General features: G+C 63.2%; 22 protein-coding genes. 16 read left to right on the top strand and 6 right to left on the bottom strand.

Translation table 11 applies throughout. The features are described from left to right. Nucleotides 1-54: 54 nt before the first annotated feature. Nucleotides 55-789 carry a 2OG-Fe dioxygenase family protein gene (locus VFW93_RS05125; protein ID WP_329692909.1) on the top strand — a complete coding sequence of 245 codons (735 nt, stop codon included), beginning with the start codon at nt 55-57 and terminating at the stop codon, nt 787-789. 22 nt (nt 790-811) lie between these two features. Here the strand turns inward: VFW93_RS05125 and VFW93_RS05130 are convergent, their stop codons facing one another. Beyond that, nucleotides 812-2,125 (bottom strand): NAD(P)-binding domain-containing protein, encoded by a 1,314-nt coding sequence (locus tag VFW93_RS05130; protein ID WP_329692910.1) that lies wholly within the window; start codon nt 2,123-2,125, stop codon nt 812-814. A 176-nt stretch (nt 2,126-2,301) separates the two neighbouring features. On the opposite strand from VFW93_RS05130, the gene VFW93_RS05135 reads away from it, so the two are divergent. From VFW93_RS05135 to VFW93_RS05195, 13 genes are read left to right on the top strand one after another with little or no spacing between them, the layout of a single operon-like run. Beyond that, the gene (locus tag VFW93_RS05135) at nt 2,302-3,225 is read left to right on the top strand and encodes a hypothetical protein (RefSeq protein ID WP_329692911.1); all 924 of its coding nucleotides are present in this window, start codon (nt 2,302-2,304) and stop codon (nt 3,223-3,225) included. 27 nt (nt 3,226-3,252) lie between these two features. After that, nucleotides 3,253-5,241, top strand: coding sequence for a cytochrome C (locus VFW93_RS05140; RefSeq protein WP_329692912.1), 1,989 nt, complete (start codon nt 3,253-3,255; stop codon nt 5,239-5,241). Beyond that, nucleotides 5,189-9,040 carry a cytochrome c3 family protein gene (locus VFW93_RS05145; protein WP_329692913.1) on the top strand — a complete coding sequence of 1,284 codons (3,852 nt, stop codon included), beginning with the start codon at nt 5,189-5,191 and terminating at the stop codon, nt 9,038-9,040. Before VFW93_RS05140 ends, VFW93_RS05145 begins: the two co-directional genes overlap by 53 nt. A gap of 20 nt (nt 9,041-9,060) precedes the next feature. Beyond that, a complete protein-coding gene (locus VFW93_RS05150) occupies nt 9,061-11,553 on the top strand; it encodes a tetratricopeptide repeat protein (RefSeq protein ID WP_329692914.1) in 2,493 nt (830 codons plus the stop codon). Nucleotides 11,554-11,563: 10 nt separating this feature from the next. After that, complete coding sequence (gene ccmA / locus VFW93_RS05155) at nt 11,564-12,157, top strand: cytochrome c biogenesis heme-transporting ATPase CcmA (RefSeq protein ID WP_329692915.1); 594 nt, start codon at nt 11,564-11,566, stop codon at nt 12,155-12,157. 5 nt (nt 12,158-12,162) lie between these two features. Next, a complete protein-coding gene (gene ccmB / locus VFW93_RS05160) occupies nt 12,163-12,819 on the top strand; it encodes a heme exporter protein CcmB (protein WP_329692916.1) in 657 nt (218 codons plus the stop codon). A gap of 3 nt (nt 12,820-12,822) precedes the next feature. Next, complete coding sequence (ccmC, locus tag VFW93_RS05165) at nt 12,823-13,581, top strand: heme ABC transporter permease CcmC (protein ID WP_329692917.1); 759 nt, start codon at nt 12,823-12,825, stop codon at nt 13,579-13,581. Nucleotides 13,582-13,588: 7 nt separating this feature from the next. Further along, nucleotides 13,589-13,771 carry a heme exporter protein CcmD gene (ccmD, locus tag VFW93_RS05170; protein WP_329692918.1) on the top strand — a complete coding sequence of 61 codons (183 nt, stop codon included), beginning with the start codon at nt 13,589-13,591 and terminating at the stop codon, nt 13,769-13,771. A 1-nt stretch (nt 13,772) separates the two neighbouring features. Continuing rightward, on the top strand, nt 13,773-14,234 hold the full coding sequence (ccmE, locus tag VFW93_RS05175) for a cytochrome c maturation protein CcmE (protein WP_329692919.1): 462 nt from the start codon (nt 13,773-13,775) through the stop codon (nt 14,232-14,234). Next, complete coding sequence (locus VFW93_RS05180) at nt 14,231-16,174, top strand: heme lyase CcmF/NrfE family subunit (protein ID WP_329692920.1); 1,944 nt, start codon at nt 14,231-14,233, stop codon at nt 16,172-16,174. The genes ccmE and VFW93_RS05180 overlap by 4 nt, the downstream gene beginning before the upstream one ends. After that, on the top strand, nt 16,171-16,695 hold the full coding sequence (locus VFW93_RS05185; RefSeq protein WP_329692921.1) for a DsbE family thiol:disulfide interchange protein: 525 nt from the start codon (nt 16,171-16,173) through the stop codon (nt 16,693-16,695). The genes VFW93_RS05180 and VFW93_RS05185 overlap by 4 nt, the downstream gene beginning before the upstream one ends. Then, entirely contained in the window at nt 16,688-17,191 is a 504-nt protein-coding gene (locus VFW93_RS05190; RefSeq protein WP_329692922.1) for a cytochrome c-type biogenesis protein, read from the top strand. Before VFW93_RS05185 ends, VFW93_RS05190 begins: the two co-directional genes overlap by 8 nt. A gap of 6 nt (nt 17,192-17,197) precedes the next feature. After that, a complete protein-coding gene (locus tag VFW93_RS05195) occupies nt 17,198-18,442 on the top strand; it encodes a c-type cytochrome biogenesis protein CcmI/CycH (RefSeq protein WP_329692923.1) in 1,245 nt (414 codons plus the stop codon). 30 nt (nt 18,443-18,472) lie between these two features. Here VFW93_RS05195 and VFW93_RS05200 read toward each other — a convergent pair whose 3' ends face one another. From VFW93_RS05200 to VFW93_RS05220, 5 genes are all read right to left on the bottom strand, one after another. Next, complete coding sequence (locus VFW93_RS05200) at nt 18,473-19,681, bottom strand: DUF5666 domain-containing protein (RefSeq protein ID WP_329692924.1); 1,209 nt, start codon at nt 19,679-19,681, stop codon at nt 18,473-18,475. 1 nt (nt 19,682) lies between these two features. Continuing rightward, the gene (locus VFW93_RS05205; protein WP_329692925.1) at nt 19,683-20,573 is read right to left on the bottom strand and encodes a DUF6502 family protein; all 891 of its coding nucleotides are present in this window, start codon (nt 20,571-20,573) and stop codon (nt 19,683-19,685) included. Between the two features lie 98 nt (nt 20,574-20,671). Further along, nucleotides 20,672-21,316 (bottom strand): Crp/Fnr family transcriptional regulator, encoded by a 645-nt coding sequence (locus tag VFW93_RS05210; RefSeq protein ID WP_329692926.1) that lies wholly within the window; start codon nt 21,314-21,316, stop codon nt 20,672-20,674. A 225-nt stretch (nt 21,317-21,541) separates the two neighbouring features. Beyond that, nucleotides 21,542-21,922, bottom strand: coding sequence for a DUF2946 domain-containing protein (locus tag VFW93_RS05215; RefSeq protein ID WP_329692927.1), 381 nt, complete (start codon nt 21,920-21,922; stop codon nt 21,542-21,544). Nucleotides 21,923-21,986: 64 nt separating this feature from the next. Continuing rightward, nucleotides 21,987-22,463, bottom strand: coding sequence for a Csp1 family four helix bundle copper storage protein (locus VFW93_RS05220; protein WP_329692928.1), 477 nt, complete (start codon nt 22,461-22,463; stop codon nt 21,987-21,989). 274 nt (nt 22,464-22,737) lie between these two features. On the opposite strand from VFW93_RS05220, the gene VFW93_RS18905 reads away from it, so the two are divergent. Together VFW93_RS18905 and VFW93_RS05225 are read left to right on the top strand one after the other, a co-directional pair. Further along, entirely contained in the window at nt 22,738-23,067 is a 330-nt protein-coding gene (locus VFW93_RS18905; RefSeq protein ID WP_414639588.1) for a DUF2946 family protein, read from the top strand. Between the two features lie 199 nt (nt 23,068-23,266). After that, on the top strand, nt 23,267-23,629 hold a 363-nt coding region (locus VFW93_RS05225; RefSeq protein WP_329692929.1), incomplete at its 3' end, for a hypothetical protein.

Raw genomic sequence — 23,629 nt, forward strand, 5'->3', positions numbered from 1 at the left:
GCGCCTCAAGCCCTGCCGGCAGGCGGGGCTCCGCATTCGTGCGAGGATCGCGGGATGGATGCCTTGAACCCGAATTCGCTGGATCAGGTCCCTGCCACACTGCGCAAGCAGGGCTGGGCCGTGATCAACGCCCCTACCCTGCTGGCCGCCCTGCACACGGATCTGACCACAGCCAACGCCTTGCACGACAGCTGGAACGACCTCCCACCTGATCAACACCTGCGTGATGGCGGCCATTACCGCTTTCGCCGCCACAGCTGCTTCCGTCTGGACACCGCCACAGGCGAGCTGATCCAGACACCACACCGCGCGCACTGGCAGCCCGTGACGTACAACGCCCTGCACGGTGGCTTCGAGCGCCTGTTCCAGCCCATCGAGCCGGCCATCTGCACGCACCCTATGTGGCAGGCCTTGCTGCGCCACATCGGCGGCTTGCTGGCCGAAACCAAACCGGTGCCCGCCTGGTACATCGAAGCCCACCAGTTCCGCGTGGACACGACCGGCGGCATCGGTCGGCCCACGCCCGAAGGCGCCCACCGAGATGGCGTGGACTTCGTGGCCGTGTTGATGCTGGAGCGCCACGAGGTCAAGGGCGGTGAAACACGCGTGTTCGAAGCCGATGGCCCGCATGGCGTGCGCTTCACGCTGACAGAACCCTGGAGCACCCTGTTGCTTGATGACGAGCGCGTGATCCACGAATCCACGCCGATTCAGCCGATTGGCGAACACGGCTGGCGTGACACGCTGGTGCTGACCTTCCGTCAAGGCAGCTTCCAGGGACCGAACTGAGGCCTCGCCCCAAAGGCACGGCTCAGGCGGTGCCGTACTTGGTCTCCATGCGAATGCCGATGGCCTGCAACAAAGGCGTCGGCAGCACACCGCCTGCGCAAATGATCACGCCGTCATTGCGCAAGGTCTGCTCGCCATCCTGGGTGCTCAGCACCACGTGATCGTCTTCAATGCGCAGCACCTGTGATTGCAGCCACACCAGGATGCGGCCCTCGTCCTGCAGTTGCTTGAGCTGCTGGCGATTTTTCTCCTTCACGCGCGAAAACGCCTGACTGCGATAGGACAGTGTCACCTGCGTGCCAGGTTGTCGCGCCAGGTCGATGGCAGCCTCCAGGGCGCTATCACCCCCCCCCACCACCAACATGCGCTGGCCGCGGTATTGCTCGGCGTCGATCAGGCGGTACACCACCTTGCTGCGCTCCTCACCGGGCACGTCCAGCTTGCGGGGCGAACCACGCCTGCCAAGGGCGAGCAGCACAGCCTTGGTGTGGTGCGAACCTTTGCTGCTTCGCACGATGAAGCTGCCATCCGCTTGCGGGTCGATCCCTTCCAGGCGCTCGCCGAACTGGAAGCTCAGTCCCGTTTTGCCGACCACGTCGTGCCAGAAGCCCAGCAAGGCCTCCTTGGCCACCTCGGTGCCCAGGCTCATGCTGCCCACCAGATCCAGTTTGGCCGGCGCCGTCATCACCACCTTCTTGCGCGGGTAGTGGTACACCGTGCCCCCCAGCGAATCCTCCTGCTCCAGGATGCGGTAGCGCAGCTTGTGCTGCAAGGCGCTGAGCCCCGCCGAGATGCCAGCCGGGCCAGAGCCCACGATCACAACATCCAGCGGCGCATCGGAGCGGCTTTCTGCCACACGCTGGCGCACGCCGTTCATGGCCTGACGACCTTGCTCCGTGGTCTTGCGAATGAGACCCATGCCGCCCAGTTCGCCAGCAATGAAGATGCCGCGCACATTGGTCTCGAACTCCTTGCTCAGTACAGGAATCTCGACCCCGCGCTCCGAGGTGCCAAAGACCAGGGACAGGGCCTGACTCGGGCAGGCCGTGACGCAGGCCCCGTGCCCGATACACGCAGACGCATTCACCAGTGTGGCCTTGCCGTCCACGATGCCCAGGGCCTCCTCCGGGCAGGCCTTGACGCAGGCGCCAGAGCCAAAACACCGATTGGGATCGACCACCGGGTGCAGTGAGGCTGGCAGGTTCAAACCCGCCTGGCTGGCCTCGGCCAGCGCAGCGGCGTCCGCCTTGCGACGGCGCTGCCGGAGCACCAGGTGCACGGCCACGGCCACGGCCGCGACACCGCCATACAAAGTCAGATAAGCAGGAATCAACATGGGACGACAACGCAGGCTACAACACACCGAAGCAGACTCGATCCGGATGATGGCTTCAACCGGATTTCATGTAAGCGATGTTAAACGTGTGCAAATTGCACATTTTCAACCATACACTGTCGATAGAATTTTTTGCACCGCCCGAACGGGCCGTCAAGCAGCGAAATCGGGCCCCCATGAGTGCCACCACCTCCACCGTCACCCCTGGCGCCACACCACCTGGGCGCAGCACGCCTGAGCAACAGGCACCTCAGGTTCAGGCGCGCTTGCGCACCGACCTGCTCATCTACCTGGCCATCACGGCGCTGACGCTGGTGGCATGGTGGACCTCGGCCCAAGGCTGGTTCACTTCCTGGTCCCAAACGGGCTACTGGCTGGGCGTGGCGGGCGGTGTGTCGATGCTGCTGCTGTTCACCTACCCCCTGCGCAAGCGCTGGCGCGTCACCTACAGCTGGGGCGCCTCGAAGTACTGGTTTGCGGCCCACATGGTGCTGGGCATCCTGGGGCCCTGGCTGATCCTGCTGCACTCCACCTTCCACATCGGCTCCACCAACGCCGCCGTGGCGCTGTTCTCCATGGTCATCGTGGCACTCAGCGGGGTGATCGGGCGCTTCCTGTATGTGCGCCTGCACGCAGATCTGCGCGGCGAAAAAGCCACCCTGGCCAGCCTGCGCGGCGCCATGGGCCAGGAACAACAAGCGGCGGACACCCAGTTCCAGGCCATGCCCGGCGTGCTCCAGGCCATGCAAGCTTTCGAGCGGCAAACCCTGGCTGATGGCGCCAATCAGGGCGCCCGGCACCTGTGGCGTTTGTTCGTGCTGCCCATCCAGCGCAAACGCGTGGCCCAGCAATGCAAGGCCGACGTCAAGAAGCTGATCAAGCAGGCGGTGGCCGACAAGAAATGGAGCAAGCAGCAAGCCCTCACCCGCTACCGCAGCTGCTGTGAGCAGATCGACCGCTACGCCTTGTCGGTGCAGCGCGCCGCCCAGTTCCAGACCTTCGAGCGCCTGTTTTCCATGTGGCACGTGGCGCATGTGCCCTTTGTGTGGATCATGGTGCTGTGCGCGATCTTCCATGTCGTGGCGGTGCATGCGTATTGATCCGCTCGACCTGACCAGGCCTTGGTGATGCCCCGGAATCCAAAACGCTGGCTGCACCTGGGCCTGCTGCTTCTAGCCTTGCTCCTGCTGGTACTGGGCGGGCCCGCCCATGCGCAATCGATCGAATCGGTGCTGGCGCCGGGTGATGTCATCAGCGGCCACGCCAAGGTCGAACACGAATGCGCCAACTGCCATGTGCGTTTCAACCCCAAAGGGCAGGATGCCCAGTGCGTGGTCTGCCACAAGGAAGTCGGCCAGGACATGAAGGCCCGCACGGGCTTCCATGGTCGCCAGAAGCCCGATGCCACCTGCCGCAGCTGCCACACCGACCACAAGGGGCGCCAGGCACGCATCGTGGTGCTCGACACCAAACGCTTTGACCACAAACAGACGGATTACCTGCTCAAGGCCAAACACCTGGACGTGGCCTGCGACAAGTGCCACACCAGCGGCAAGAAGTACTGGCAAGCTGCCAGCGAATGCCTGAGCTGCCACAAGAAAGACGATGCACACAAGGGCGGCATTGGCGGCAAGTGCTCGGACTGCCACAGCGAAATCGGCTGGAAGACCACCGACTTCGATCATGGCAAGAAGACCCACTTCGCGCTGGAAGACAAGCACGCCACCAAGGCCAAGTGCGACGACTGCCACGCCAATGGCCGCTTCAAGGACACGCCCAAGACCTGCGTTGCTTGCCACAAGAAGGAAGACGAGCACAAAGGCCAGTTCGGCGGCAAGTGCGAGACCTGCCACGGCGCCAAGTCATGGAAGGCCATCGACTTCAACCACGACACCGACACCTCTTACGCCTTGCGCGGCAAGCACCGCAAGACCGCCTGCACCGATTGCCACACCGGCCCCTTGTACAAGCAGAAGCTGCCCGAGCAATGCTGGGACTGCCACAAGAAAGACGACAAGCACAAGGAAACACTGGGCAAGGACTGCGCCTCCTGCCACAGCGAGAGTGGCTGGAAGGACCCGCCTCGCTTCGACCATGACAAGACCCGCTTCCCCCTGCTGGGCAAACACGGCAAGGTGAGCTGCTCGGACTGCCACAAGAGCGCCATGTACAAGGAGGCGCCCATGGACTGCTTCTCGTGCCACAAAAAGGATGACAAGCACGAGGGCACACTGGGCAAGACCTGCGTGGATTGCCACTCCGAACGCGACTGGCGCGCCACGGCGGGCCGCTTCGACCACGACAAGACCCGCTTTGCCCTGCGCAATGCCCACGCTCGCAGCCAGATCAAGTGCAGCGACTGCCACAAGGGCGGCATGAAAGCCTTCCGCAACACCGCCATGACCTGCTTCGCCTGCCACAAGAAGGACGACAAGCACGAAGGCACTCAGGGCCAGCAATGTGAGCAATGCCATGGCGACAAGGACTGGAAGGCGACCGTGTTCGACCATGGCAAGACACGCTTCCCGTTAACCGGCAGCCACGGAAGGGTCGAATGCAGCGCCTGTCATGTAACCAAACGTTTCAAGGATGCGCAGCGTGACTGCTTCGCCTGCCATCGAAAAGACGACCAGCACAAGGCACGCTTCGGCACCCGTTGCGAGTCCTGCCACAACACGCGCCACTGGAAATCCTGGGACTTCAACCACGACCGGAAAACGACCTACCCGCTAACCGGCGCCCACAGCACGGTGAAGTGTGAAGCGTGTCACACCCAGGCGGCCCCCGCTGGCAAGGCGGTTGCCGAAACCGGTCAGCGCTGCATCGACTGCCACCAGAAGGACGACACCCATGACGGCCAGTTCGGCGGGCGCTGCGAGCAGTGCCATTCGACAAAAGGCTGGAAACAACTTGAAAAACACTCGGCGCTTTGGCTGGACGAATCCCGTACAATAAATGTGCAGTTTTCACATTTTGCAGTTAGCAGTAGAAGTTGGTCGTACCCGCCCCTGACTCATGACACCCTCCCCGCACGCTCACACCTGGACCCGCGCGGCAGCGTTCTTGCTGCTGTTGGTCATGTGCGTGATGCTGGGTGTGGTGCCGGGACGGGCTGAAGCGCAGAGCGCCACGAACAGCAAGTTCGAGCACTTCAAAACAGGCTTTCCGCTGAATGGGGCTCATGCCACCCAGCGCTGTGAAAGCTGCCACAGCAACGGTATCTTCAAGGGCACACCCAAGGATTGCCAGACCTGCCACACTCAGGGCTCGCGTCTGGCCAGATCCAATGTGGTGATGCCGCCCACCCACATTCCAACGAACTCGTCGACGCAGGGCTGCGACAGTTGCCACGGCACACAGTCCTTCAGCAATCCGCGCTTCAGTCACACCACGGGCATCCCGCCCGGCACGGCGTGCCAGACCTGTCACGATGGGGTCCGCGCCCAAGGCAAGTCCGGCAACCACATCGCCACACGAGCCACTTGCGATTCCTGCCACACCACCCGCAACTGGAACGGTGCCAAGCCGGATCACAGCGGATTCCACAGTGGCACCAACTGTGCGTCCTGCCACAACGGCGCGACCGCCAGCGGCAAGACGTCCAACCACATCCCTGTCACGGCCAACTGCTTCAGCTGCCACAGTGTCAACAGCTGGAAGCCAAGCAGCTGGAATCACACCCAGGCTCAGGTCGCAGGGGCCTGCTCGACCTGCCACTCGGGCTCCTTTGCCCCCGCCGACGGCAAACCCGCGAACCACATCCCCTACCAATCGCTGGCTGGCGTGTCGATCAGCAATTGCGACAGCTGCCACAAGAACGGCTTCAGCAGCTGGAACCCGGGGCGCTTCCACGCCAACGTGAACATCGTCGGGCAATGTGCTTCGTGCCACCTCACCTCGGCCTTTGGTCTGACCAGCAAGCCCAACAGCCCTGTTCACAGCGGCGTGACAGGCAGTTGCGAGTCCTGCCACTCAACCGCCGGATGGGCCGGCGCCAAGGTGGACCACAGCCTGTTCAACACCAGCACGCAGTGCGGCACCTGCCACAACGGCAGCACAGCCACAGGCAAGCCCGGCTCGCACATGCCAGTGACCGGCAACTGTGTCAGCTGCCACAGCGTGAAGGGCTGGAAACCCACCAGCTGGAATCACACACAAGCGCTGGTGGCCGGTGCCTGCTCGACCTGTCACTCGGGCTCTTTCCCGCCCGCCGACGGCAAGCCCGCCAACCACATTCCGTATCAATCGCTCGCGGGGGTGTCGATCAGCAACTGCGACAGCTGCCACAAAGGTGGCTACAGCAGCTGGAACCCAGGCCGCTTCCACGCCAACGTCAGCATCGTCGGTCAATGTGCCTCGTGCCACCTCACCTCGACCTATGGCCTGACCAGCAAACCCGCCACCACCACGCACAGCGGCGTCACAGGCAACTGTGAGTCCTGTCATGCCACCAGCGCCTGGTCCAACATCAAGGTGGACCACAACCAGTTCAATGCCGCCACGCAGTGCAGCAATTGCCACAACGGCAGCACGGCCACCGGCAAGTCGAGCTCGCACATTCCGGTAACGGCCAACTGCTACAGCTGCCACAGCACCACGGGCTGGACGCCCACCAAGTGGAACCACACGCAGGTGAACGTATCCAGCGCCTGCTCGACCTGCCACTCCGGCGCCTTCCCGCCTGCCGACGGTCGCCCGTCCAACCACATTCCTTATCAATCGCTGGCGGGTGCTGCCATCACCAACTGCGACACCTGCCACAAGAGCGGCTACAGCAGCTGGAACCCCGGCCGCTTCCACGCCAATGTCAGCATCGTCGGGCAATGTGCCTCCTGCCACCTGACATCGGCCTATGGTCTGACCAGCAAACCCAACACGGCCACGCACAGCACGGTCACCGGTGGTTGCGAGTCCTGCCACAACACCAGTGGCTGGGCTGGGGCCAAGGTCGATCACAGTCTGTTCAATGCGTCGACTCAGTGCAGCACCTGCCACAACGGTGGCACGGCAACGGGCAAGCCTGGCAGCCACATCCCGGTGACGGCCAACTGCTACAGCTGCCACAGCACCACGGGCTGGACGCCCACCAAGTGGAACCACACGCAGGTGAACGTCAGCAACACCTGCTCGACCTGCCACTCCGGTGCCTTTCCGCCTGCTGACGGTCGCCCGTCCAACCACATCCCTTATCAATCGCTGGCGGGTGCCGCCATCACCAACTGCGACACCTGCCACAAGAGCGGCTACAGCAGCTGGAACCCCGGCCGCTTCCACGCCAATGTCAGCATCGTCGGGCAATGTGCCTCCTGCCACCTGACATCGGCCTATGGTCTGACCAGCAAGCCCAACACGGCCACGCACAGCACGGTCACCGGTGGTTGCGAGTCCTGCCACAACACCAGCAGCTGGGCTGGTGCCAAAGTGAACCACAGTCTGTTCAATGCCACCACACAGTGCGCAAGCTGCCACAACGGCAGTTCGGCCACTGGCAAGCCTGGCAGTCACATCCCCGTGACCGCCAATTGCTACAGCTGCCACAACACCACGGGCTGGACGCCCACCAAGTGGAACCACACGCAGGTCACCGTCACCAATGCCTGCTCGACCTGCCACTCCGGCGCCTTCCCGCCTGCTGACGGCCGCCCCTCCAACCACATCCCCTATCAATCGCTGGCGGGTGCCGCCATCACCAACTGTGACACCTGCCACAAGAACGGGTTCAGCAGCTGGAGCCCCGGTCGCTTCCACGCCAACGTCAGCATCGTCGGGCAATGTGCCTCCTGCCACCTGACCTCGGTCTATGGCCTGACCAGCAAGCCAGCCAACGCCCTGCACAGCACGGTGACAGGCGGCTGCGAGTCCTGCCACAACACCAGTGGCTGGAACAACGCCAAGGTGAACCACAGCCTGTTCAATGCGACCACGCAATGTGGCAGTTGCCACAACGGCAGTGCCGCCACCGGCAAGCCTGGCAGCCACATCCCCGTGACCGCCAATTGCTACAGCTGCCACAACACCACGGGCTGGACGCCCACCAAGTGGAACCACACGCAGGTCACCGTCACCAATGCCTGCTCGACCTGCCACTCCGGCGCCTACCCACCTGCTGATGGCCGCCCGGCCAACCACATCCCCTATCAATCGCTGGCGGGCGCCGCCATCACCAATTGCGACAGCTGTCACAAGAGCGGCTACAGCAGCTGGAGCCCTGGTCGCTTCCACGCCAACGTCAGCATCGTTGGCCAATGCTCGACCTGTCACTTGAGTGCCGCCTATGGCCTCACCAGCAAGCCCAACAATGCCGTGCATGCAGGCATCAGCAGCGGCTGCGAGTCCTGTCACAAGTCCACCGCGTCATGGAGCAACGTGGTCTATACCCACGCACCGACCAATGCAGTGGGCACGGGCACCTGTGACAACTGCCACAACGGCAGCACGGCTACCGGCAAACCCGGCAACCACATCCCCATCCAGGTCGGGGGCGTGAAGTGCGACAGCTGCCACAAGTCCCAGCAAGCCTGGGCTACCACCGTGACCACCAATCACACGGCCATGAGCACCCAGGCATGCAAGAGCTGCCACACGCAAGCCTATGTGGGCTGGGGTGCCACCGCCAAGCCCAACAACCATATCCCTGAAGCACAGCTGCTCAATGGCGCCAGCCTGGACTGCAAGGCATGCCACACCAGCACCAATGCGGGCGGTTTCGGCACAGCCGTGATGAACCACAACAACAGCATGGGCAATGGCTCGGGCTGGTGCTATGCCTGCCACAACGCAGGGACCGCCTATCTGGGCTCCATGGAACGCAAGTCGCTGACTCATCGGCAAAGAACGGGCGTGACCGACTGCTCTCAATCCGGTTGCCATCGGCCTCTGGGCACCAAAGGCAACACCTACCGCAACTGGGACTGACGCCCTTATCCCACATGATCATGAAGTCCTCCCACCGTGCCAGATGGCTGGCCACCCTGCTCGCGCTGCCCGTCTGTTCTCTGCTGCACGCCGAAATGCTGGATGAAGTTGATTTGCGCCGTGAGGGCAACCATGCCGTCGTGCAGATCCGCCTGAGCACGCCAGTGAGCCTCCTGCGCACCACCGCGTCGCGAACCCGGGACCTGACCCAGGCCTACTACCAGCTGCGACTGACCGATATCGACCCGGGCTTCGTGGCCGGCGAGCGCCGTATCGTCAAGGTGGATGGTCTGCCCGTCATCACCATCTCCGACGAGCCCGTTCGCACGGACAAGCTCGACGACATCAACCGCCGCCTGGTGATCTCGTTCAGCCAGGCCAGCAACTTCAAGGTGCGCACAGGCAAGGGGGACCGCAGCATCGAGGTGGTACTCGAGGGCCTGGGCTCGGCGGTCAAGACCGTCACGGGCAAAACGCAGGACGAGCAGATGCACAGCCATCGCTACGTGATCGCGCTGGCTCGTTCGGCCGACCCCAAGCTGGAGATCGCAGCGCCCATTCCGCAATCACTGCAGAACTACCAGGTGTTCACGGCTCGACGGGTGGTGGATGGCAAACAGGTCCATGAAATGGATCTGGGCTACTTCAGCACCCTGGCCGAGGCCGAGGCCGCCATGAAACAACTGTCGCGCTTTCCCTCCGCTGTGATTGTCAAGCTGGGCGAGGCCACTGCCAGCAAAGCATCAGCGCCCTCCCCGGCACCAGGTCCGGCGACAGCGCCCGCTGCCACCGCCGATCAGCAAGCCCGCGACCTGTTGGACCAATCGCGCCAGGCCTACGAACAACAAAAGCCGGAAGAAGCCATCAGGTTGCTCAACCAGTTGCTCGATCTGCCGGCCACCGCCGTCACGCCGGATGCGCAGGAGTTGCTGGGCATGGTACGGCTGTCTCAGGGCGAACAGGCCAAGGCGCGAGCGGAGTTCGAGTCCTATCTCAAGCAATACCCCAGCGGGCCTGGCGCAGAGCGCGTCAAGGGCCTGTTGGCCGGCATGCAGCCCACCGATCTGAAGCTCGCGCCGACCATCGAGTCCATCAAGACACCGGAGGGCGCGATCACCACCACGGGCTCGATCTCTCAGTATTACTACGGCGGCAAGTCCACCACCGCCACACAAGCCGTGCGAGACACGGACGGCACACTGCTGTCAGCTGACGAGATCAACAACCGGAGCAAGGCCCCCATCAGCACGACGGATCAGCGCCTGCTGTCCACCAACGTCGACACCACCTGGCGCTCCCGCGACGCCGACCGTGACATCAAGCTGGTGTTCCGCGATCAGTTCGACTACAACATGCTCAGCGATGCCCAGCTCAAGGGCAAGTCCCGCTACCGCAACCGCCTGAACGCTGCCTACTTCGACTACCAGGGGCTCAAGAATGGCGTGCGCGGCAGACTGGGTCGCCAATCTGCCATGTGGGGCGGCGAAGGCCGCTATGACGGCGCCTCGGGCAGCTACGCCTTCAGGCCCAAGTGGAAGGTATCGGCCGCGGCAGGCCAACCAACGGACAAGCTGGGTGAAGCCAAACGCCAGTTCTTTGGCACCTCGATTGACGCCGATGCGCTCACGCCTAATATGGGTGCGTCCCTGTTCATCCTGCAGCGCAACATCGATGGCGAGGTGGACCGTCGCGCAACGGGCGCCGACCTGCGTTACTTCACGCAGAACTCGTCATTGATGGCCTCCACGGACTACGACGTCATCTTCAAGAAAATCAACGTGGTGAGCCTGCAGGGCACTTACACGGCGGAGGACAACACGACGGTCCTGGCGACCTATGAGCGCCGCAGCCTGGCGCCCGCATCGCTCAGCCAGACCTTGTTCTTCCAGTACCAGGAGTTCACGGACGCGGGCATCATCCCTCAAACCATCACCGATCTGAAGAACCGGGGCTACACCGTCGATCAGCTGAGGGAACTGGTGCGCGCCAACACGTCTTACTGGACACACTCGATGCTGTCCGTCACGACGCCGGTTTCACCGCAATGGCAGACGGGTGCCACGCTTGACTTCAACCGGACAGGCGCCATCGCACCCAACGCCGTCTTGCCGCAAGGACAGGCCGCCAGCGGTCTGTCCAAGACCCTGAGCCTGCTGGCCATCGGCTCCAATCTGTACTCGGCACGTGACACGAACGTGTTCACCGCATCCTTGATGCGCGGCAAGCAGATCAAGACCTACATGCTCAACTACAACAATCTGACACCGTTGACGGATACCTGGCAGCTTGAGCCCGGCCTGCGCTGGCAGCGCAACATCAGCCAGGACACGGCAACAGGTCTGAACATCACCACGGTAGCATGGGGCCCCGGTTTGAAGGCATCATTCAAGCCTCGGCCCACCGTCACGCTGGAATCCAACCTGAATGTGGATTACACGCGCACCGAAGGCGTGGCCAACAACGACAAGAGCACCCGCTACACCTACTTCCTTGGCTACCGCTACGACTACTGATCACGCTCCGGTGCACCTGCACGCCCAGGATCTGGCCTGTCGGCGTGGCGGGCGGCTGCTCTTTGCGCATCTGCACATGGCGGTGGCCCCAGGCCAGTTGGTGTGGGTGCGCGGGCCCAACGGGCAAGGCAAGACCAGCCTGCTGCGCCTGCTGGCGGGCTTGTCGCAAGCCGCAGAAGGGCACATCGAGCGCCCCGTGCCGCTGGCCTATATCGGCCACCAGCATGGCCTGAAGGATGACCTCAATGCCATGGAGGCACTGAGCTTCCTGCTGCGCCTGCACGAGTTGCCCTTTGACGATCGGACCTGCACCGAGGCGCTGGCCCACATGGGCGTGCACAGGCAACGGCTTTCACCTGTTCGCAACTTGTCACAGGGGCAGAAGCGGCGGGTGTCTCTGGCCCGGCTGTGCCAGTCTGCCTCCAGCAAGCTCTGGATCCTGGACGAACCTTTTGACGCGCTGGACGATCAAGGCATCACCACCCTCAACACGCTGATCCAGCAGCACTGCCAGAACGGGGGCGCCGTGATCCTGACCAGCCATCAGGCTCTGTCCCTTCCCGGGGCCATCGAACTGGACCTCAGTCTGGTGGGGAAGGATTGAACCGCATGTGGCCTTTGATCCTTCGAGACTGGAAGCTGGCCATGCGCCGCCGGGTGGAGGCCCTGCTGCCCCTGGTGTTCTTCATCGTGGCGGCCAGCCTGTTCCCCCTGGGTGTGGGCCCGGAACCCCAGACGCTGCGCACCATCGCCCCTGGCGTGGTGTGGGTGTGTGCCCTGCTGGCTTCGCTGCTGTCCCTGGGCAGCCTGTATGGATCGGACTTTGCCGACGGCAGCCTGGAGCAGATGCTGCTGTCTGGCCAGTCACTGGCAGGACTCACCCTGGCCAAGGCCGTGGCGCACTGGAGCATCAATGGCCTGCCCCTGGTGCTGGCATCGCCCGTACTGGGCCTCCTGTTCGACCTGCCTGGAGGACAATTGACCACCCTGGTGCTCAGCCTCCTGCTCGGCACGCCGGTCCTCAGCCTGCTGGGTGGCGTGGGCGCGGCCCTGACGCTGGGCCTGCGCAGCGGTGGCATGCTGATCGTGCTGCTGGTGCTGCCACTGGCCGTGCCCGTGCTGATTTTCGGGGCGGGGGCCGTGGTGGCGGTGTCTGCGGGGCTCTCGCCGGAAGGCCACTTGTCCCTGCTGGGCGCGCTGTTGCTGCTCACCCTGCTGGGCGCACCCTGGGCGACCGCTGCTGCGCTCAAGATTGCACTGGATTGATGGATGTCTAAGCTGAACTGGACCACTTTCGCCGCGCCCTCGAAGTTCGAGCGCCTGGCCGCGGCCCTCATGCCCTGGTTATGGGCCGTCTGCCTGTTGATGAGTGCGGCAGGCCTGTACACGGGCTTCATCGTCGCGCCCACGGATTTCCAGCAAGGGCAGTCCTACCGCATCATCTTCATCCATGTGCCGGCAGCCTGGATGTCCATGGTGCTGTACATGGCCATGGCCTTCTGGGCCGCGATAGGCTGGGCGTTCAAGGTCCGACTGGCCTCCATGCTGGCGCGCGCCATTGCCCCCACGGGCGCCCTGTTCACCTTCATCGCCTTGTGGACCGGCGCCTTCTGGGGCAAACCCACCTGGGGCGCCTGGTGGGTCTGGGATGCGCGGCTGACCTCCGAGCTGATCCTGCTCTTTCTGTACCTGGGCTACATGGCCCTGGTCGAAGCGATTGATGACCCGCGCCGAGCCGACGCCGCAGGCGCGTTGATTGCCCTGGTCGGGGCCATCAACGTGCCCATCATCTATTTCTCGGTGCGCTGGTGGAACACCCTGCACCAGGGCGCCTCCATCAGCATGACCGCCGCCCCCAAGATGGCCTCGACCATGCTCACCGCCATGCTGCTCATGACCATCGCCTTCTGGGCCTATGCCTTTGCCGTGGTCTTCACACGCACACGCGCCATCGTGCTGGAGCGCGAAAGCGAGACCCAGTGGGTGCGAGCGCTCGTCAATGGCCATCAGAACGGTCGCCAGGAGTGAACAAACCATGTCCCAGTGGCAGAGCTTTTCCGACTTCATCGCCATGGACGGCTACGGCCTGTACATCTGGGGCGCCTATGGCATCACCCTGCTGTGCATGCTGGTCGAGCCGTTGATGGCCGCACACCGCCGACGCCAGGCGTGGCGCCATGCCCAACTGGCCAGCCACTGCGAACAAGAGGATACGTAAGATGACACCCCGCAAGAAGCGCCTGATGCTCATCCTGGGTGGCCTGGCCATCCTGGGCGTTGCGGCCGCACTGGTTCTCAACGCCTTTCAGAAGAACCTGGTGTTCTTCTTCACGCCCTCGCAGATCGTGGCCAAGGAGGCCCCGCTGGACCGCACCTTCCGCCTTGGTGGTCTGGTTGAAAAAGGCTCGGTGACGCGTGACGGCGTGATGGTCAACTTCGTGGTGACCGACACCTTCCGCAAGGTGCCCGTGCGCTATCAGGGCATCCTGCCTGACCTATTCAAGGAGGGCAAAGGCGTGGTGGCACAGGGCAAGCTGGGTACCGATGGTGTGTTCGTTGCGCAAGAGGTGCTGGCCAAGCACGATGAAAACTACATGCCGCCCGAAGCCGCCGAAGCCCTCAAGCGCGCGGCCGACGCCAACGCCCGCATCGAAGCCGGCCAACACAAGGAGCCGAAATGATTCCCGAACTGGGCCAGATCGCGCTGGTGCTCGCGCTCGCCGTCTCCATGCTGTTGTCGGCCATGCCCTTGTGGGGCGCCTATAAAAACGATGCCGCATTGATGGGCCTGGCCCGTCCTCTGGCTCGCGTGCTCTTCGTGCTGATCGGTGGCGCCTTCATCGCCCTGATGGCCTGCTTCATCCGCAATGACTTCTCGGTGCTGTATGTGGCGTCCAACTCCAACAGCGCCCTGCCACTGCCCTATCGCATCGCCGGTGTGTGGGGTGGCCATGAAGGCTCGCTGCTGCTGTGGGTGATGATGCTGGCCTTCTGGATGCTGGCCGTGGCGCAATTCAGCCAACACCTGCCGCAAGCCGTGCTGGCCCGCATCCTGGCCGTGATGGGCATGATCAGCTTCGGCTTCCTGCTGTTCATGCTGGCCACCTCCAACCCCTTCGAGCGCCTGCTGCCCATGGCGCTGGATGGAAGAGACCTCAATCCGCTGCTGCAGGATCCCGGCATGGTGGCGCACCCGCCCATGCTGTACATGGGCTATGTGGGCTTCTCGGTGGCCTTCGCCTTCTCGATTGCGGCCTTGCTGGGCGGTCAACTCGATGCCAACTGGGCCCGCTGGACGCGCCCCTGGACGATCGCCGCCTGGATCTGCCTCACGATCGGCATCATGCTGGGCAGCGTGTGGGCCTATTACGAACTGGGCTGGGGTGGCTGGTGGTTCTGGGATCCTGTCGAGAACGCCTCCTTCATGCCCTGGCTGGCTGGCACGGCCTTGATGCACTCGCTGGCCGTGACCGAGAAGCGCGGCAGCTTCAAGAACTGGACGGTGCTGCTGGCCATCACGGCGTTCTCGCTGTCGCTGCTGGGCACCTTCCTGGTTCGCTCGGGCGTGCTGTCGTCCGTGCATGCCTTTGCCACCGACCCGCGCCGAGGCCTGTTCATCCTCACCTTCCTGGTGCTGGTGATCGGCTCATCGCTCACCTTGTACGCCTGGCGCGCCCCCACGGTGGGCCTGGGCCAGCGCTTCGGCCTGGTGTCGAAAGAATCCATGCTGCTGGCCAACAACGTGCTGTTGATCGTGGCCATGGGCTCGGTGCTGCTGGGCACGCTCTACCCCCTGTTCCTGGATGCCATGGGCCTGGGCAAGATCTCGGTGGGCCCGCCCTACTTCGACACCGTGTTCGTCCCGCTGATGACGCCACTGGTCTTCCTGATGGGGGTGGGGCCGCTGGCACGCTGGAAGCAAGCCGAGCTGCCTGATCTGGCCGTGCGACTGCGCTGGGCACTGGCCGCATCCGTCGTCGCAGCCCTGGCCACACAGTGGCTGGCCGGCAAGATCTCGCTGGGCACCTCCATCGGCTTGTGGATGGCCTTCTGGATCGTGGGCTCGATCATCGTGGACCTGCACGAAAAGGGCTGGCGCAAGATCCCGCTCGCCATGGCCGGCATGATCGTGGCCCACCTGGGTGTGGCTGCCTTTGCCTTTGGCGTCAGCATGGTGCGCACCTACGAGACGGAACGCGACGTGAAGATGAAGCTGCACGACACCACCGAGGTGGGCGGCTACGTATTCCAGCTTCAGAATGTGCTTGAAGTGCAAGGCCCGAACTTCGTCGCTGCCCGCGGCGAGATGCTCATCACACGCGATGGCAAGACGGTGAGCACGCTCTACCCCGAAAAGCGCATCTACAAGATTCAGAGCAACCCCATGACCGAAGCCGCGATCGATGCAGGCATCACACGCGACTTGTACGTGTCCATGGGCGAGCAACTGGAGACGGGTGAGTGGATCATCCGCGTCTATCACAAGCCCTTTGTGGACTGGATCTGGGGCGGCTGCCTGATCATGGCCATCGGCGGCATGATGGCAGCCAGTGACCGGCGCTACCGTGCCCGCAAACCCGCTGAGCGCACCACACCCGCTGCAACAGGAGCCACTGTATGAAACGCTTCCTCTTGCCCCTGGGCATCTTCCTCGCGCTGGCCGTGTTCCTTGGCCTGGGCCTGAAACGTGACCCGCGTGAAGTACCCTCTCCCCTGATCGGCAAGCCCGCGCCCGCCTTCAACCTGCCCGCCTTGAGCGACGCCAGCCGCAGCCTGCGCAAGGAAGACCTGCTCGGCAAGGTCTGGATGCTCAATGTGTGGGCGTCCTGGTGCGGCGCCTGCAGGCAGGAGCACCCGGTACTGGTTGAATTCGCGCGCCGCAATGTGGTACCCATCTACGGCCTGAACTACAAGGACGAACGCCCGGATGGCCTGGCCTGGCTGCGTGAAGGCGGCAACCCTTACGTTGAGTCCCTGTTTGATCATGAAGGCCGCATCGGCATCGACTTCGGTGTCTATGGTGTCCCCGAGACCTTCATCATCGACAAGGCGGGCGTGATCCGCCACAAGCACATCGGCCCCATCACACCGGATGTACTGGCCAATGAAATCGAACCCATGCTGAGGCAACTCAATGGCTGATCTTCCTGCCCCACACGCACACTCATGGGTCCGACCGGCCCTGCGTTTGCTGGCCTGGTGTGGCCTTGTGCTGTGCCTGCACCTCACGGCTACATCACCGAACGCCTGGGCCGGTGAAGCCGCGCTGCTGGCCGAGAACCCGGAACAGGAAGCCCGCATGATGGCCATTGCCAGCGAACTGCGCTGCCTGGTCTGCCAGAACCAGACGGTGGCCGATTCGCACTCCGGCCTGGCCGTTGACCTGCGTCAGGAGATCCGCGAGCAACTGCAACGCGGGCACAACGAGCAGCAGATCCGTGACTACATGACGGCCCGCTACGGCAACTTCATCCTCTACCGCCCACCAGTGGACCGCAGCACGGCCCTGCTGTGGTTCGGCCCCGGCCTGCTGGCTGTGGGTGGCCTGGCCTTCCTGTGGTGGACGCTGCGCCGTCGCGCCCGCATGCAAGCCGACGCCTTCGACCCTGATACCCCTGATCTGCCCGAGCAGCCTTGAGACACCATGAGCCTGGACATCAACCAACTCAAGACCCAGCTGCGCCAGCTGGCCGATCTGCACGCCAGCGGCACCCTGCCCGAAGCCCCGTATCAGGAGGCCAAGGCCAAGCTGGAGCGTCAATTGCTCGATGCCGTGATGAGCGGCGCCGAGGTGCCCGCAAGCTCAACCAGTGCCACAGCACCGCTGGTGTCCTCGGCACCGGAAGCGCCCCCCCGCGTCTCTCGCAAGCTGATGTGGGGGATGGCCGTCTTTGTGGTGGCCACGGGCGCCATCGGCTACTACCTGGTCGGCACGCCTGGTGCTTGGCAGATTGGCCCCAGTGGCGCTGCCGTGAGCACGGCTGCCGCCGATGGTGAGGCCACCAGCGGCAATGGTGCTGCGCCGGGCAGCAGCGCGCCGCACGCCATGAACGAAGACCAGATCAAGGGCATGGTCGACGGACTGGCTGCCAAGCTCAAGGCCGAGCCCAACAACCCGGAAGGCTGGGCCATGCTGGCGCGCACCTATGCCGCGCTGCGCCGCTTTGACGAGTCACTGCCAGCCTACCGCAAGGCCATCGAGCAGCGCCCTGATGAGGCCCAGTTGTATGCCGACTACGCCGATGCTTTGGCGGTGACCCAAGGACGCAAGCTGGAAGGCGAGCCCATCAAGCTGATCGACAAGGCGCTGAGCCTGGACGCCAACAACTTCAAGGCCTTGTCGCTGTCGGGCACCATCGCCTATGACAAGCAGGACTACAAGACAGCGGCATCGCTGTGGGAGCGCGCCGTGCAGCATGCCCCTGCCGACAACCCGGAGCTCGCGCGGCAGATGAGAGCAGCCCTGGATGACGCACGACAGCGAGCCGGTCTGCCTGCACTGAAGCCGCAAGCGGCGCAAGGCGGTGTGAGCATCAATGCTGGCAACAGTCAGATCACCGGTACCGTGACGCTGTCCGCGCAACTGTCGGGCAAGGTGTCTCCCGATGACACCGTGTTCATATACGCCAAGGCCGCGCAAGGCCCCAAGATGCCACTGGCCATCATTCGCAAGCAGGTGCGCGACCTGCCCTACAAGTTCGAGTTGAACGATGCCATGGCCATGGCACCACAGTTCAAGCTCTCCGGCTTCAGCGAGGTGATCGTCAACGCCCGAGTGTCAAAGACCGGCGATGCCATGCCTCAGCCTGGCGACTGGATCGGCCAGTCGGGGACCATCAAAGTCGGCGCGCATGACGTCCACATCGACATCAAGGATGCTGCCCGCTAAGCCACGGCCACCCATCTGGTGACCGACGCTTCAATGGCATGAGTCACCGGCCTCAATCTCGGTGGCGATCAACTGGCCGTTGCTGTTGTAGCCCTGAGCGTGAACCTCCACGCAATCCCCGTCGCGCAGCGTCCTGTTCTCGTGCACGACACTCGGGGTGTAGGCCACCGTCACGCCACGAACCACAAATGTTTGCGCTGTGACCTGGCTGATCTGTCCATGCAGCTCTGTGCCGCTCTCCTCCTGCTCCAAAGCACTGCCCGCAGCGAGCTCCGTGGCGATCAACACACCCGATTGCATGCGCCCCTCCACACGGATGCGCTCTCCGGGCGTCAAGGACGTCGTCATGATGATGCCTCGCACATTCACAAGCTGACTGTCCACCTTCATCAGACCGGAGGCATCAGGCAACTGCGTCACCAGGCCTTCAACGCTGGCTTCGTCGATGTCTTCGACCAGAGGCTGATCCACCACGATGCGAGTCGCCACCCAGGCGCCGCCACTGAGAGTGGGGCTGAACCAGGCACGAATGCGTGCGGTCGCCCCCACGCCGGCAGGCAGCCCCCCTGGCAAGCTTGTGTAATCGATCGCCTGCAAGACGGTTGACTGTCCCACATAGATGACCCGATCGGTAACGGCGGATACATAGCCCACCATCTTGTAAGTCATCGGGGTGCTGCTCGACACTTCAACGCGAGTCGCCGTGTACACGCCAGAAGCGTCCAGCAGGCCATACACCTCGACATGATCACCAAAGGTCGGGATGCGTGTCACCACCGTCCTGGCGTTGGCATTGACACGCTGCTGGTGCACGGTCAGGGAAGCCAGCGAACCATCCAGATTGATCGTCACATTGGCCGCAGGCCCCACCAATACACTGCCATAACGCACGGTGCTGGCTGTCGCCACAGGCGTTGCACCCGCAGTCGAAGCCGGTGTCACGCCCGAACCCTGGACCTCGACCATCATGCCCAACTTCAATTCGGCAGGATCGCGGCTGGCGCTAGCCTCGCTGTCGTCATCGCGACGGATACGAGCGGTATCCACGTCATAGCGCACGTTGTTGACGATGATCGAACCCAGGCCAGACACTGGTCCGTTGGTGTACGAACCCGTGCCACCTGATCCCACACCACTGCCGTTGGCCTGGGTGTCGCCAGACTCGCCACCGCCACACCCGTTGAGAACCAGCACCAGACTCAACAGGAACAGGAAGGTCCATTTCAAGTGTCTCAGCATGTTATTTCCCGCTAGGCATGCGGCGCGGCACCACGCCGGCACTGCCTGTTTCTGGCTCGGTCTGCGCCGAGTCATGGTGATAAGTGAACAGCCCCAGACGCACGCGCTGCGTCGCGGCATCAGGCGTTTGAGCATCCACGTCCATGCGCTGCTCCAACAAGGGCACCGCCTCGGTGACCAGCGCCTTCCAGTGCTTGCGCGCCAGCTGGCGCACCTGCTCGACCGATTCCGCTGACAAGCCGTGCGCAAAGACAGCCTGCTCGAAATGCGCGGGCTCATCGCCCAACACGTTCTCGACTGCCGCGTGCAGGTGATCACCTACGTTATCGCCCAGGAACTCGACCATGCGCTGCATATCCCCGCGAGGGGTGAAGCCATCCTGGATCAGGCTGACGGTATCCGTCTCGGCATCCCATCTGGCGAGATCAAGGCGGCAAAGTTCATCGAGCAAGGTTCTGGGGTGCACGTCCTGCGTGATCGAGCGGGCCAAAGCTTCAAAGCTGGGGGCCTCACCTTGGCGAGGCAAAGAACGGGGTTTGCCTTTGACGCGCAACTTGCGATCTGAGATCCAGCGTGTGAACAACTGAGACACCAGCGACGCGCCGGCAGGGCTGGGCGCGCCTGGATCAGATTGCGTCAAACGCGTGACTTCACGGCGATTGATGCCCGTGGCAGCGCTGATCCGGCTGACCAGGCGATGAGCAGGCAACCCTTGCGCCAACTGGGCTTCCTGCGCGGCACGCACAAAGGCCTGCTTCAAGGACTCCTCAACGGTAGCGAAGGTGAGCCCCCTGGCCACGGCCAGATCTGCCAGAGGGGCCAGCACGGACTGGATGGCATCGGCCAGCGCGTCGTGATCAGAGGGTTGCGGGGAACCGGCAGAAGAAGGCATCAAGGAGGGCCAGAGCATTCCGCCCGGCGAAATGGGCGTCCAGCCCATTTTAGGCCATTCAACAATTTCTCGCCGCAAAAACCCCATCTCCAGCCAGTTCAATGACTGAAGGCCCCCGACAGGACTGCCGACGATGTCGGCACGCGCGCCAGCAACGCCGACCGCGCAAGAACGAAATGATGACGCTTGCCCATGGCGCTCAGCACCCGATCCACGCGCAAACGGGTCATCTCCCGGCAGATGGACTCCCCAGCCAGATCGGTCATGAGCGACATATCCTGCAGGGTGGGCAGAATCACAGCGTGATCAGGCGTTGAAGCACTCAACAACAGGATCAGACGGCACACCCGCTCCTGAGCAGAGCCACTGCGCAGTGCCATGAGTTCGGCCGTGCGCTGCCGAGCCGCGATCAGCGACCTTGCCACCACGTCGTGCGCTATCGGCACATCTGCAAGGGGCCAGGACGTGAGCTCACACGGCGTCAAGGGGCGCGCCGTGAAGGCATAAGAGCCCTGGTAAAGCGCCTCCGCCCCCAACAGATCGCCCGGCAAGGCCAGACCTGCGAATCGCGGGCCCTGGCTATCCCGATCCGTCAGAACGACCGCCCCATGCAGAACGCGCCACACACCGCCTGTGTCGCCCGCATGGTGAATGATGGTCCGCGCCTTGAAACGACTGGTTTCAGGCAAGGCCTGACGCAGCCGCCCTTGCAACTGTGTTCGCAGCAGTGTTTTGTTTGTCATGATTCAGGCACCCCTCAAGATGTGTCATCCAGATCTGACGCATCGGTTTCCAGTCATATGGCCGCGCATCACGCCGACGCGGTTGGCGCACAGCGGCGTCCGTTACCAGCGCAAATTGGCCTTCATGAGAGGAAGACGCTTCGTCCGATCTCACAGTGGTCAAGCGCCGTGTCGACCGACAGGCGGCGCGCATGTTCGACAGCCCTGGCTCGGGCCGTCAGAGCCTCAGACCAGGGGTAAGGGGGGCGCGCGAGAAAGCTGGTGTGCCCATGCCACAACTTGGTAAGGCAGGGCATGTACTGTCCAGCGACGCACTTGCACCAGGGGCAAGGGCACCATGATCTCGCCCGACACATCTGGCGGGGTGGTGCCGTGTTGTTGCTGCAAGCAGTATGGGCAGCGCTTGTGCTTCATGTCGGTAGCCGGTTCTTCGCGAGTGGAAGACGGCAGCACCATCATGCGGGCCCCCGAAACAGTACACACCTCGACAAGCACTTGCCCCCGCACCGCCAGCCACGCCGACACCGAAGGTGCCAGCGCCGCAAACCAGACCGCGAACAACACGATCCAGATCAGGTGACGAGGGGTTGTGGAGGGTCGAAACATACCTGTCAGGGGAACCGCGCAGTTCGCATCGTAACAAGGCATCAACGCTCAGGCGTGACCGCCATCAAGCCACCTTCCGAGCCGCTTCAATGGCCGCCAGACAGGCGTCGTGGCAGTTCTTGCATTCCACATGATGATCGACATGCGGTTTGCAGGCCTTCACACAGGCTTCCATCGCATCAACGGCGGTGCGCGCCAGAGCGGGCGTGAAGTCCGAGTTCAAGGTGGCAGCCTTCAACACGGCATTGCAGGTCACATCACAGTCCAGCGCAGACCGCAGGCACGCTGCCATGGCCTTGTCGCCTTGAGATAACAAGACCTGGCAGTGGTCAATGCACGCCGCGGCCGCAGCCGTGCAGGCCTGGAACGGTGCGATCAGGCCCGTGAAGCGCTTGGGCTTGCTGCCCTTCCGAGCGGCCAACATGGCGGCATGGTCATGGTGATGTGTCGCCGATTCTTGCGCAGACGTACGGGCAGGCAGCACCGCCGCAGCCAAAGCCAGCAGGCCAGTGGAGCGTTGCATGAGTTGTCGACGGTCCATGTGTGAACTCCTTGTGTATATGGGACATGGGGTGGCCGCAGGCCAGGATGTCATTTTGCACGTGCATGACATAGCAGGCGAACAGCGCCTCGCCATGGGCAGTGCACTGAGGCGGTGCACCTCCCTGGCCACAAAATGAGACACGCCCAAAGCCAAGGGATTGTGAACAATGTCACGAGCCCCTAGACTAACGGGCATGCTTCGGCCTTTCGTGTCAAATCGATTGCGTCGATGGGTGTGGTTTGCCTTGTGCGTCTTCACTTTGTCGGCTTGGATGCCTACCCTCTCATCCTGGGTAGCGTCTGCTCACGCCCGAACAAACTGGACTGAGATCTGCTCATCCAGCGGCGCCAGGCGAGTTGATGTCGCACCAGTACAGTCCCCCGATGATGCTGGCGGTCTCGCCCACCATCTCAATGGCAAAGGGCATTGCGCCTTCTGCTTGCTACAGGACCATGCACCTGTGTTACCCGCAAGCCCGGCTGCGACCGTGTCATTTGCGCCTGCGCGCATGACATTGGTTCCGCCCCTGCTGCTTCACGCGCCAAGACCATCACATGCATGGTCGCCCCTGGCTGCCCGTGCCCCGCCCCTGGCCGCCTGAGTCAGCCTGAGTCAGCCTGAGTCAGCCTGAGTCCGCCTGGAAGTAGCTTCCATCGGAAGCGACACCTTCTATTGCGCCACCATCGCTCGATACAGGCTCGCTGGCTTCAGGCCCACCTGCATCGCGCCCCCTGTTTACCCATGGGCTGAGCCTGATTGCGCCTTCGCGCGCATCCGGCCCATCATTGAAAGAACACCCCTTGAAAACAACACCTACCCCGTCCCTGACGGCCTACTCCTTCGTGGCTCTTGCGGTCACCCTGAGCCTGCCCGCACAAGCCCACATCAGTTACACCGGACGTGACTTCGGTACCGTGATAGACGGCAGCAACGTCAGCATCGCCACCCAGAAGGTCACCAGCAACTACGGCTGGGCAGACGCCTCAGACGATTCGCTGGTGTTCAACAGCACCCTGGCCACAACACCCCGCCTGGACGAAGCAGCTTTCGTCAGCGGCACCGGTACGGATGATCTCTATCTTGGCGACAGCCACAAGGGACGCGCCTTCAAGCTGCATCTCGACAGCACACTCAACGTCACCTTCACGGCATCGGCGCTCAAC

The sequence above is a fragment of the Aquabacterium sp. genome, from assembly GCF_036279675.1.
In the GTDB taxonomy this organism is placed as follows: Bacteria; Pseudomonadota; Gammaproteobacteria; order Burkholderiales; family Burkholderiaceae_C; genus Aquabacterium.